Origin of the sequence: Thiolapillus sp. (genome assembly GCF_048562965.1) — a bacterium.
Classification (GTDB): Bacteria; Pseudomonadota; Gammaproteobacteria; order Chromatiales; family Chromatiaceae; genus Thiolapillus; species Thiolapillus brandeum_A.
Genome location: NZ_JBHNMF010000068.1, coordinates 1 through 11013, shown reverse-complemented (window position 1 = coordinate 11013; position 11013 = coordinate 1). Strand labels below are relative to the sequence as shown.

Annotated in this window: 9 protein-coding genes; 4 read left to right on the top strand and 5 right to left on the bottom strand. The window is 58.4% G+C overall.

Annotated features, from left to right (window positions below):
• The first annotated feature begins 128 nt into the window (after window positions 1–128).
• A complete protein-coding gene (locus tag ACOCD2_RS05930; RefSeq protein WP_293652431.1) occupies window positions 129–2246 on the top strand; it encodes a hypothetical protein in 2118 nt (705 codons plus the stop codon).
• Window positions 2247–2293: 47 nt separating this feature from the next.
• Here ACOCD2_RS05930 and ACOCD2_RS05925 read toward each other — a convergent pair whose 3' ends face one another.
• A complete protein-coding gene (locus tag ACOCD2_RS05925) occupies window positions 2294–3433 on the bottom strand; it encodes a pyridoxal-phosphate-dependent aminotransferase family protein (protein ID WP_305800196.1) in 1140 nt (379 codons plus the stop codon).
• Window positions 3434–3565: 132 nt separating this feature from the next.
• On the opposite strand from ACOCD2_RS05925, the gene ACOCD2_RS05920 reads away from it, so the two are divergent.
• From ACOCD2_RS05920 to glcF, 3 genes are read left to right on the top strand one after another with little or no spacing between them, the layout of a single operon-like run.
• A complete protein-coding gene (locus ACOCD2_RS05920; protein ID WP_293645782.1) occupies window positions 3566–5023 on the top strand; it encodes an FAD-linked oxidase C-terminal domain-containing protein in 1458 nt (485 codons plus the stop codon).
• Window positions 5023–6054, top strand: a complete 1032-nt coding sequence (gene glcE / locus ACOCD2_RS05915; protein WP_293645780.1) for a glycolate oxidase subunit GlcE — start codon at window positions 5023–5025, stop codon at window positions 6052–6054. The genes ACOCD2_RS05920 and glcE overlap by 1 nt, the downstream gene beginning before the upstream one ends.
• Before the next feature lies 1 nt (window position 6055).
• A complete protein-coding gene (gene glcF / locus ACOCD2_RS05910) occupies window positions 6056–7282 on the top strand; it encodes a glycolate oxidase subunit GlcF (protein ID WP_293645778.1) in 1227 nt (408 codons plus the stop codon).
• Window positions 7283–7350: 68 nt separating this feature from the next.
• Here the strand turns inward: glcF and ACOCD2_RS05905 are convergent, their stop codons facing one another.
• The 4 genes from ACOCD2_RS05905 to ACOCD2_RS05890 form a co-directional block, all read right to left on the bottom strand.
• The gene (locus ACOCD2_RS05905) at window positions 7351–7956 is read right to left on the bottom strand and encodes a c-type cytochrome (protein WP_293645776.1); all 606 of its coding nucleotides are present in this window, start codon (window positions 7954–7956) and stop codon (window positions 7351–7353) included.
• Between the two features lie 86 nt (window positions 7957–8042).
• Entirely contained in the window at window positions 8043–8351 is a 309-nt protein-coding gene (locus ACOCD2_RS05900) for a c-type cytochrome (protein ID WP_293645774.1), read from the bottom strand.
• Window positions 8352–8530: 179 nt separating this feature from the next.
• The gene (locus tag ACOCD2_RS05895; protein WP_293645772.1) at window positions 8531–10183 is read right to left on the bottom strand and encodes a putative bifunctional diguanylate cyclase/phosphodiesterase; all 1653 of its coding nucleotides are present in this window, start codon (window positions 10181–10183) and stop codon (window positions 8531–8533) included.
• 18 nt (window positions 10184–10201) lie between these two features.
• The gene (locus tag ACOCD2_RS05890) at window positions 10202–10471 is read right to left on the bottom strand and encodes a hypothetical protein (RefSeq protein ID WP_293672490.1); all 270 of its coding nucleotides are present in this window, start codon (window positions 10469–10471) and stop codon (window positions 10202–10204) included.
• Window positions 10472–11013 lie beyond the last annotated feature (542 nt).

Sequence of the window (11013 nt, the reverse complement as noted above, 5' to 3'; positions counted from 1 at the left end):
GAGTAAGCAGGCCATGCGTGAATTGGAAAAACGATTTGACAGAAAACCTGATCTGGAATCATGGTTTGTCACAATCAATCCGATTACAAAATTGGGGTAATCTATTTTTTCCGAGGCCCTATGGCGTGATGGGGCCGGAGTTGGGCGCTCAATCCTACCTGCAACTGCAGGGTAGTATCCCGCTGTTGAACGAGGATATCGTTACCGGCCAGGGTTGTAAGGACGGCATCGAATACAGTCTGAAAATTGGTTTCGACAGATTCTTTCGTTGGAATCTGAACGACGTGGAAAGCGGGGTGCGCGCTTTCTTGAAAATGATGGGTGTGGAGAATGTTGATGAGTGGCTGGCATTTGAATTTTTCTTCCTGAAACTCGAACATCTGCTCGCGCATGGCTATCTCACCGGCCAGTGCGCCGAAGATCCGCCTTTCCTCAAGGTGTCTGGCGAGAATATCGACACGCTGGTCGAGCCTGCCAGCCCGACGGTGGTACAGAAAAGCTATCTTGTCGAGAACATTGGCAAGGGCAAGCTGCCCTGGTCGGTGCAGTACAGCGACGATGCCGCCATCAGCGTTTCCCCTTCCAATGGTGAGCTGGCGGAGAATGAATCAGCCTATGTCGTGGTGGAAGTGGATACGGGCCAGCTGCAAAAAGGCGTGTACCGGAACAAGCTGCTGTTCGAGAACGGTTTCCGCAAAGCAGAAGGCTTGCGCTTCGGTTCGCTCGGCTCCACCTTCCGCGAGGTGGAGATCAAGGTCGTCCAGCAACCCGATGTTGCTCCGACGATCACCGGCTTCGAAGATCGCGGAGACGGTTTCGGCCTTATCGAGTGGAATTTTGATGCCTCATCCCTTGACGTTGAGATGAGGGGCTACGAGATCTATCTGCAGGTGGATGGCGACCCCGTATGGACTATAAAGAGGACTGTGTATGGTATCGACACCGTGAGCACTATCATGTCCGGGCTGCCCAAAGGCAAGAATGCCTGCTTCCGCATGCAGGCTTATGGCGAGTACAGCACCAGAACGCCAAACTCCGCCGAGCATTGTGTACAGCTATCCGGAGGCGAACTGACCCTGACGTTGGTCAACAGCCTTTCCGAAGGCAGTACAGCCACCGCAACCCTGAACCGATCAGGCGATCTGACGAATGCCTTGTCGGTGTATCTGGACAGCAGCGATGTCACGGAAGCAGATGTACCCGCAGCGGTCACTTTGCAGGCAGGACAAAGCAGCGCCAGCTTCACCGTAACAAGTGTCGCCGACGGAATAGTGGATGGTGCCCAGAATGTCACGATTTCAGCTTATCTGGCCGGTTGGGGAAGCACAACGGCTGAACTGACGGTAATCGACCAGGATTCAACAACGCCAAAAACATGGAAACAGATCGATACTTCAGGGCTCACCTATTTTTCAAAGGTGAGTGGCATATCCCAAAGTGACGTCTATTTCTCGCGTGTGGCAGGAGATAAGATTTACCGCTTTGATGGTAATAACTTCACCACCATGTCCTCTCCTGCCAATACCGGTCCGATTTGGGATTTGTATGGCGACGTCGCTCTGGTAAGAGAAGATGGCAAAGTGGGTATTCTGAAGACTGATGGCAACAGCTGGCAGTCATTGAATATTCCTGCTGACAAGACAACCTCTTTCGATGGTGTAAACATATGGTCCGAAGGCAATACTATTATCGCCAGAGCGCGGGGAAATCGAAGCATCAATTATCTCAACGGAAGCTGGTTCTACTATAACCCCGGCACTGGAGATGAAAACACGGACTTGTGGGGGCCGGATGCAGATCACTATTACGAAGCCTACTGGAGTAATGGTCTGGGCAAGCAACGGGTACGCTACCATTACAACGACGCAGGAAGCTGGAAGGCCCGCACCCTCGATGATTTCCCCGCTAAGTTTATCCGCGGCATACCCGCAGGCGCATCGCCGGGCACCGTCTATGGCGTGGAAGGGGAGAAAATCTATCGCTGGGTAGATGGTCAGGGCGTGACAGAAATGACCCATCCTCTCAGCGGACAAGCGGGTTATGCTTTCTACGGTATCACAGAATCCGGTGGCAATTTGTATGTTTATGGCGCTAATCAGTGGGATGCCTTGGTCTTCAAACTGTCTGGTGATATCTGGACGGATATTTCTCCTGATACGTTGAGTGCTGTTGGCGATATGTGGGGCAGCGGGGGTAATCTCTATGCTGTAATTGGGTACGATCTCTGGTACTTCAGCAACCCCTGAACAACCGCCAACGGCAGCAAGCCCCGCTGCCATTGGGGAAGGGAATATCAGGCATAAACCGCCATCGCCGCATCCAGGGCCACGCCCTTGGTGATTGGCGCTTTCATCTGTCCCAGCACGGCTTCGAGGGCTGACAGGCACAGCATCACGTTCTTCTGGTTGCTGGCATGACCCATGAGGCCGATGCGCCAGACCTTGCCTGCCAGGGCGCCGAGACCGGCGCCGATCTCCAGGTTGAAGTCCTCCAGCAGCGCCTTGCGCACGGCGGCCTCGTCCACGCCTTCGGGTACGGTGACAGCATTGAGCTGGGGCAGACAGTCACCTTCTTTTACGATGAAACCGATACCCATGGCTTCCAGCCCTGCCTTCAGCGCAAGGTGATTTTTCTCATGGCGCGCCCAGGCATTCTCCAGTCCTTCTTCCTGGAGAATGCGCAGGGATTCATGCAGGGCGTAGAGGGAATTCACCGGTGCCGTATGGTGATAGGTGCGCTGGGCGCCACTGCCCCAGTAGCCCATGACCAGGTTCAGATCCAGGAACCAGCTCTGCACCGGTGATTTGCGGTTCCTGATCACCTCAAGCGCCCTGTCGCTGAAGCTCACGGGAGACAGGCCGGGCACACAGGAGAGGCATTTCTGGGTACCGGAATAGATGGCGTCTGCACCCCATTCGTCCACCTTGACCGGCGTGCCGCCCAGGGAGGTCACGGCATCCACGATGCTCAGGCAACCGTGATCCTGCGCCAGCTTGCACAGGGTAGCGGCATCGGACTGGGCGCCGGTGGAGGTTTCCGCGTGCACGAAAGCCAGGATACTGGCATCCGGATTCGCCTCGAGGGCCTCTTCCACCTTGGCCGGGTCGACCACGGTTCCCCACTCGTCTTCCACCATGATGGCCTCAGCACCGCAGCGGATGACATTTTCCTTCATGCGTCCGCCAAACACGCCGTTCTGACAAACGATGACCTTGTCGCCTGCTTCGACCAGATTGGCAAAGCAGCTTTCCATGCCGGCAGACCCCGGCGCGGATACAGGCATGGTCATGGCGTTCTTCGTCTGAAAAGCATACTGCAGCATCCCCTTGACCTCTTCCATCATCTCCACGAAACGCGGGTCGAGATGGCCGATAGTGGGACGTGACAGGGCCTCGAGCACCCGCAGCGAGACATCGGAAGGGCCGGGGCCCATGAGGGTGCGCACGGGCGGGTTGAAGGTGGAAACGGTGGGCATGTTCAAATCCTCTATTGTTATCCGGCTATTACGCCAACGGGTATTGATATATTCTCAATAGAATATACCAGTGCCGCGGTCCGCATATCCATGCCCTTATCCGAGAAATTACGCACAGCCCTTGAAACCATCCTGCCGGAAGACGGCCTGGTCGAAAGCGAGGAACTGCTGCATCCCTATGAATGCGACGGACTGACGGCCAAACGCAGCCTGCCCCTGGCCGTGGCGCTGCCCGCCACCCGGGATCAGGTACGGGAGGTCATCCGCCTCTGCCACGCCGAGAATCTGCCCCTGGTTCCCCGGGGTGCCGGCACAGGCCTCTCGGGCGGCGCCCAGCCGGTGGAAGATGGCCTCGTACTCAGCCTGGCGCGCCTGAACCGTATTCTGGAAATCGATCCTGACAATCTCAGCGCACGGGTGGAACCGGGGGTGCGCAACCTGGCCATCAGCGAGGCGGTGAACCGTTACGGACTGTACTACGCACCGGATCCTTCCTCGCAGATCGCCTGCACCATCGGCGGCAACGTGGCGGAGAACTCCGGCGGGGTGCACTGCCTGAAATACGGCCTTACGGTGCACAATATCCTCGGGCTGCGCATCATCACCGCCGAAGGCGATGAGCTGGAACTGGGTAGCGACGCCCTGGACAGCCCGGGTTACGACCTCATGGCGCTCATGACCGGCTCGGAAGGCCTGCTGGGCATCATCACCGAGATCACCGTCAGGCTGCTGCCACGTCCACCCGTGGCCCAGGTTATCATGGCGGCCTTCGACAGCGTGGAACAGGCTGGCAGGACCGTGGGCGCCATACTCCGCGCCGGCATCATTCCCGCCGGGCTGGAAATGATGGACAACCTGTCCCTGCGCACCGCCGACGATTTCGTCCAGGCCGGTTACCCCCGCGATGCTGCCGCCATCCTGCTGTGCGAACTCGACGGCACCCAGGCCGAAGTGGACGAGACCGTCGCTGCGGTACAGGAGATCATGGCCGCCAACCACTGCACCAGTCAGCGCATCTCCGGCAGCGATGCCGAGCGCCAGCAGCTCTGGGCCGGCCGCAAGGCCGCCTTTCCCGCCGTGGGGCGCATCTCGCCCGATTACTATTGCATGGACGGCACCATTCCCCGCCACCAGCTGCCACAGGTACTCGGGCGCCTGGAACAGATGTCCAGGGACTACGGCCTGCGGGTCGCCAATGTCTTTCATGCCGGCGACGGCAACCTGCATCCGCTGGTGCTCTATGATGCAAACAGGCCCGGCGAGCTGGAGAAGGCCGAACGCTTCGGTGGCGACATCCTCGGCCTCTGCGTGGAAGTGGGCGGCACCATCACCGGCGAACACGGTGTGGGCAGCGAAAAGATAGACCAGATGTGCGTGCAGTTCCAGGCACTGGAGCTGAGCCAGTTCCACGCGATCAAGGAAGCCTTCGATCCCAAGGGCCTGCTCAACCCCGGCAAGGCCATCCCCACCCTGCACCGCTGCGCCGAGCTGGGCGCCATGCATGTCCACAACGGCCAGCTGCCGTTTCCGGAACTCGAGCGCTTCTGATGGAGGAGCTGCGGGAACAGATACGCGCCGCCCACGAACAGGGCACGACCCTGGACATTCGCGGCGGTGGCAGCAAGACTTTTCTGGGGCAAGCGGTAACGGCAGACCTCGAACTTCCGACCAAAGGCCTTGCAGGCATCATCGACTACCAGCCCGAAGAGCTGTTTATCCGCGCCCGCGCTGGCACGTTCCTGCTGGACATAGAGAAACTGCTGGCCGACAACGGCCAGATGCTGCCCTTCGAGCCACCCCGGTTCTCTCCTTCGGCCACCCTGGGCGGCGCCATTGCCTGCGGCCTGTCCGGACCGTCCCGGCCCTGGCGTGGTGCTGCCGGTGATTTCGTTCTCGGCTGCCGCATGATCAATGGCAGGGGGGAGCTGCTGCATTTCGGCGGCGAGGTGATCAAGAACGTCGCGGGCTACGATGTTTCCCGTCTGCAGTGCGGCGCTTTCGGCACACTGGGCCTGTTGGTGGAACTGAGCATCAAGACCGTACCCGCACCGCGCCGTGAAATCACCCTGTGCCAGCAGGCCGATGAAGCCACGGCTCTGGACAGCTTTGTCCGCTGGAACCGGCAACCCCTGCCCCTCAGCGGTGCCGCCTGGCACGGGGGCAAGCTGTGGATACGCCTCAGCGGCACACCGGCAGCGGTCGAAGATGCGTGCCGGCAGATCGGCGCTGACGAGGTGGACAACAACGGCTTCTGGCAGGACCTGAAAGAACAGCAACTGCCTTTCTTCCACGACGAACGTCCTCTCTGGCGCCTTTCCCTGCCCAGGAACACGGGCCGCCTGAAGCTGCCCGGCGACATCCTGGTGGACTGGGGCGGCGCCCAGCGCTGGCTGCTCAGTGAGGCGCCGGCCGCCGGGATCCAGCAACTGGCCTCCGAAAGTGGCGGCCATGCCAGCTCATTCCGGAACGGCCCGTTTCAGCCCCTGGCGCCGGCTGTACTGCTGCTGCACCGGCGGCTCAAGCAGGCCTTCGATCCGAAGGGCATCTTCAATCCCGGCCGACTGTACGCCGGTCTGTAGCATGGAAACCCATATCAGTCAGGCCCTGGGCCACAGCGAGGCCCTGCAGGAAGCCGAAACCATCCTGCGCAGCTGCGTACACTGCGGTTTCTGTACCGCCACCTGCCCTACCTATCAGCTTCTGGGCAACGAGCTGGACGGTCCCCGCGGACGCATCTACCTCATCAAGGAGATGCTGGAAAACGGTCAGGCCAGTGACCGAACGAGGACTCACCTGGACCGCTGCCTGCTCTGCCGCTCCTGCGAAACCACCTGCCCCTCCGGTGTGCAATACGCACGACTGCTGCACACCGGCCGCCATCTGGCCCACGAACTCGCCCCTCTGCCACTCAGGGAGCGCGGCCTGCGCCGCCTGCTGCGGGCGACCCTGCCTTACCCGGGGCGCATGGCGCCGGCACTCGGACTCGCCCGGCTGATCCGCCCTCTGCTGCCACGTACCCTGCAGCGTAAGATCCCGCCAGCCAGCCCGGTGACCAGGCCGCTCCAGGACAATCCATCCACACAAACACGCAAAGTCATCCTGTTCCAGGGCTGTGTGCAATCCGTGGCCGCCGGTTCCATCAACGCCGCTGCGGTCCGTATGCTGAACAGACTGGGGATACAAACACTGGCAGCAGCAGGTGAATCCTGTTGTGGTGCAGTCAATCATCATCTCGATGATATCGATACCGCGCGCTCCCTGGCGCAGAACAATCTCGACCGCTGGCTGACACTGATCGACGGGGGCGCGGAAGCCCTGGTCGTCACCGCCAGCGCCTGCGCACTGGAGATCCGTGAATACCCCCTCCTGTTCCCTGCCGGTAGCGAATACCATGCAAAAGCCCTCCGGATGCAGGAACACTGCCTTGAAATCGGTGACTATCTCGCCAAGCAGGACCTGGAAAAATTGCGGGTTCGCACTGATGCACCGGCCATGAGCTTCCATGCGCCATGCACCCTGCAACACGGCCTGCGCGCACCCGGGCAGACCGAGGCCTTGCTGAGAAAAGCAGGTTTCGATATACGGGAACCGGAAGAGGCCCACCTGTGCTGCGGCTCCGCCGGCACCTACGCCATCACCCAACCCAGGCTGTCCGGGCAGTTGCGGGAGAACAAGCTGCAGCGGCTGGAAAGTACCGGCGGCGAGATGATCGGCACCGCCAACATCGGTTGCCTGCTACACCTGCAGGAAAAGGCCAAACTGCCCGTCAGGCACTGGATCGAATGGCTGGAAAAATACTGTGTATAGCACCCCGTAAAAAACAAACCCCGCACGATGGCGGGGTCCGAGGTGTTACATTTTGCAGAAAAGGCTGATCAGTGAAGGCCCTGCACGTACTGGGAAAGCGCGTCGATTTCCTTGTCGGTCAGCTTGGCCGCGACACCGGCCATCATGCCGTTCATGTCGTTGGCGCGCTCGCCGGAGCGGAATGCCTTGAGCTGCTTGGCCACGTAAGCCGCGCTCTGACCACTGATACTGGGGAAGTTGGCGGCGCCATTGCCACCACCTGCGGGACCATGGCATCCGGAACAGGCCGGAGCGCCGTTGCTGCTGCCACCACGATAAGTTTTCTGGCCCAATGCCACCTTGTCCGCAGCGGCTTCGCCCACGGTCCGGGTCTGGCTGGAGAAATAGGCTGCCAGGTCTTCGATATCCTGATCTTTCAGTGGAGCAGCCATGGGCGCCATGGTTGCATCCTTGCGCTTGGTTGCCTTGAAGTCATGCAACTGCTTCATGATGTACTTGGGATGCTGCCCCGCCAGTTTGGGCCACAGGGGATTCACGCCACTGTTGCCGTCAGCACCGTGACAGGCGGCACAGGCCGCTGATTTGGTCTTGCCCGCAGCCGCATCACCTGCTGCCTGCGCAACACCGGAAACAGCCATGGCCACAAAAGAAGCAATCAACAGGGCTTTTTTCATTTCTAACTCCAGGTACATTCTAAAATTCTTGATCGGTCGGTGAAAAAACAGGGAGCATCATCCGACGGCTCCCCGTTTTCCGTTGCTTACTTCAGGCTGGAGAAATGCGCAGCCACGTTCTCGATGTCCTGATCAGACAGCTGTGCAGCCTGGGGAGACATCAGGGGATCCTTGCGGGTACCGGCCTTGAAGGCTTTCAGCTGCTTGATGATGTAGTCGGCCTTCTGACCGGCCAGGTTGGGCCACATGGCATTGACACTGATGCCGTTGGCGCCGTGACATGCGGCACATACGGCTGCCTTGACCTTGCCCGCAGCCGCATCACCTGCAGCCATGGCAGAACCGAAAGAACCTAAACCAGCAACCAGCGCTGCAATCACAATAATTTTTTTCATTTCCCAACTCCATTAATTCTCAAGTTACGTGACGATGCCGCCCCATGAGGGCGGGATAAAAACCCGGTATGTATAACAGAGAATGCTTAATTAGGTCAACCGAAATTATTCATCAGGCACAAATTGACAATACGCAATCTGAAAGCGTTTTTGCATAGAAATCAATGAGTAACAACAAATCAGGCCGCCTGGGAGGAGATCCATTGCTGCAGCTGCTCTTCGCTCAGGGGATGGCTGATGTAATAACCCTGCAGCATGTCGCACTCCATTTCACGCAACATGGCGGCCTGATCCATGTCCTCGACACCTTCCGCCACCACGCTCAGTCCGAGGTCATGGGCGAGGTTGATGGTCGCCCGTACGATGGCGCGGTCGCCTTCCCACTTGATCATGTTGACCACGAAACTCTTGTCCACTTTCAGCTCATCGACCGGCAGACGGGAAAGATAGGCCAGTGAAGAATGTCCCACACCGAAATCATCGATACTCAGACCAACCCCGATAGCGGCCAGCTGCAGCAGCACCTGCAGCGCCCGCTCTGAATCCTGCATGATGGCGCTCTCCGTAACCTCGAAGCGCACCGATGCCGGGTCCAGGCCATACTGGCCGATCATGCGTTCCATCCACAGGGGGAATCCGTCCTCGTCCAGCACCCGGGCCGAGAGGTTGACAGCAATACTGACTTTCACACCCTTGTCCATCAGCTCACGCTGGGTGGAGAAGACATTCTCCACGGTCCAGTGGGTAAGATCAATGATATGGCGGGTCTGTTCCACCAGGGGGATATACATGTCACAGGGCAACAGCCCATGCTCGGGATGCTGCCAGCGCAGCAGCGCCTCGAAACTGTGGGTATCGGGCGCAGTGAGCGTCAGCTTGGGCTGATAGACCATGCTCAGATGCCCCGCCAGCATGGCATCCTTGATGCCGGTGATCAGCGCCAGTCTGTCCATGCCGCTGCTGGCATCTTCTTCGGAAAACACGATATTGTTGGTTCCGGCGGACCTGGCCTTGCTCACTGCATTGTCCGCATGCTTGATGAGAACGGTCATGTCCTTGCCCTGATCGGGGAAAATGGCGGCGCCGATGGCGGCACTTACGGTCAGGGGCGAATCCGCCACGTCGATGGGGCGCGCAAGAGCATGCTGCACCTTCCGGGCGATGATATTGGCTTCAGATTTTTCGTTGATATCTGCGATCACGGCAAACACGTCACCGTCGAAGCGCGCCACTGCATCCGCATCCCGCAGGCCGCTGACGATGTTCTGCGCCACGGTGCGCAGCACGTCATCGCCAACCTCGTATCCAAGATTCTTGTTGATGCGTTTGAAATCCGTCAGGCTGGCCAGCAGGAAAAGGAAACGCTTGCCGGAACGGCGGGCGCTGGCGATCCTGCTGTTGAGCTGCTCTTCCAGCAGCATGCGGTTGGGCAGGGAAGTCAGGGGATCATGAAAACTCTGATAGCGCAGCTGGGACTGCAGCGCCTCTTGCTGAATACGCATCTGCCGCAACTCTTTCTCCCGCCCGACCAGCAGATACATCAGCACTGCCGGCGCAACGAGCATCAGCACCAGCAGCAATCCGTGGCTCAACACCAGCCGGTAGAGCAGGGAGCCGGGCGTGGAAGAGACGGCGTCGGAACCATGCTGCAGCGAAATCAGTGACTGATATTCCTGATATCCGTTGAAGATGACCAGCACGGCAAGCACGCCGTACAGCACCAGTACCATAAGCAATACCCAGGAACTTCTTCCGGGGCGCAGCTCCCTGGCAGAGGGCACTTCCTCGGCCAGCTTCTTGCCCGCAAACAAACCCGGTTGTGGGGTGCTCATAAAAACATGTTTCCTGCCTCAGCAAACAGATGCCGAGGAAATTTCTCCAAATTCATTCAGCTCGAGTCGCAAGCGCCGGTATCTGTCCACCTGGCCCAAACCCGATTGCGGCCCGTCCGCCACTACCTCGATAAAACGTATTGCGATGATCACTTCTCTGGCTTTCTCTTCCAGTATATCGAATGTGATGGAGTCCACCTGCAGGCAACCCTCTCCGCCCTGCAACTCGACCAGTTCACGGCAGCGCTGCAGGTAACCGGCTATTTTTCCTTCCAGATCAGGCATCATCCTTCATCGCTGGCATTAAACCATATTAAACGCACCCAACGACATTGTTTTTTCTTTGTGTAACGGCTCCCCGGAACACCGGGCGATGAAAAGTTCATGTCATAAATTCCACGTTTCCAAACCCGTTTATATAGGAGTATAGGAAAAATCAGCCAACGAGGGCGAAAATAGAACATTTGGGTACCTCGATTGACAAGGCTGTTGAAAAACTGGGTTTTTCAGTCCCCTGTGTACGGCACAGGGAAGTGCCTCCATTATCAGTAACGCCAGGTCATTGATAATGCGGGAAACCGGCAATCGCATTTTTCAGTTTCCGTTGATAAAAAAAGCCATGGATCGTCTTTTCAATATGCTGTCAATGGTGTTCCTGTCACCCCGGAACAGGCCGGGTCAACAGATTCCGGCCTGTGCCAGAATGCCATTTTTTAGTTTAGCGTAGAAACCCACGTCCTTAGGACGTGGTCATGAGTGATAGGCTCAGCCTGTCACGACTGATACGGCCCATGTTACAACCCGAAACTGAGTTGTCCCCACAACTGAAT

What these genes read in the sequence shown, in the direction of transcription:
- ACOCD2_RS05930 (WP_293652431.1), top strand. Translation starts at nt 129, where the DNA reads ATGGGGCCGGAGTTGGGCGCTCAATCCTACCTGCAACTGCAGGGTAGT.
- ACOCD2_RS05925 (WP_305800196.1), bottom strand. Translation starts at nt 3,433, where the DNA reads ATGGGCCCCGGCCCTTCCGATGTCTCGCTGCGGGTGCTCGAGGCCCTG.
- ACOCD2_RS05920 (WP_293645782.1), top strand. Translation starts at nt 3,566, where the DNA reads ATGCCCTTATCCGAGAAATTACGCACAGCCCTTGAAACCATCCTGCCG.
- glcE (WP_293645780.1), top strand. Translation starts at nt 5,023, where the DNA reads ATGGAGGAGCTGCGGGAACAGATACGCGCCGCCCACGAACAGGGCACG.
- glcF (WP_293645778.1), top strand. Translation starts at nt 6,056, where the DNA reads ATGGAAACCCATATCAGTCAGGCCCTGGGCCACAGCGAGGCCCTGCAG.
- ACOCD2_RS05905 (WP_293645776.1), bottom strand. Translation starts at nt 7,956, where the DNA reads ATGAAAAAAGCCCTGTTGATTGCTTCTTTTGTGGCCATGGCTGTTTCC.
- ACOCD2_RS05900 (WP_293645774.1), bottom strand. Translation starts at nt 8,351, where the DNA reads ATGAAAAAAATTATTGTGATTGCAGCGCTGGTTGCTGGTTTAGGTTCT.
- ACOCD2_RS05895 (WP_293645772.1), bottom strand. Translation starts at nt 10,183, where the DNA reads ATGAGCACCCCACAACCGGGTTTGTTTGCGGGCAAGAAGCTGGCCGAG.
- ACOCD2_RS05890 (WP_293672490.1), bottom strand. Translation starts at nt 10,471, where the DNA reads ATGATGCCTGATCTGGAAGGAAAAATAGCCGGTTACCTGCAGCGCTGC.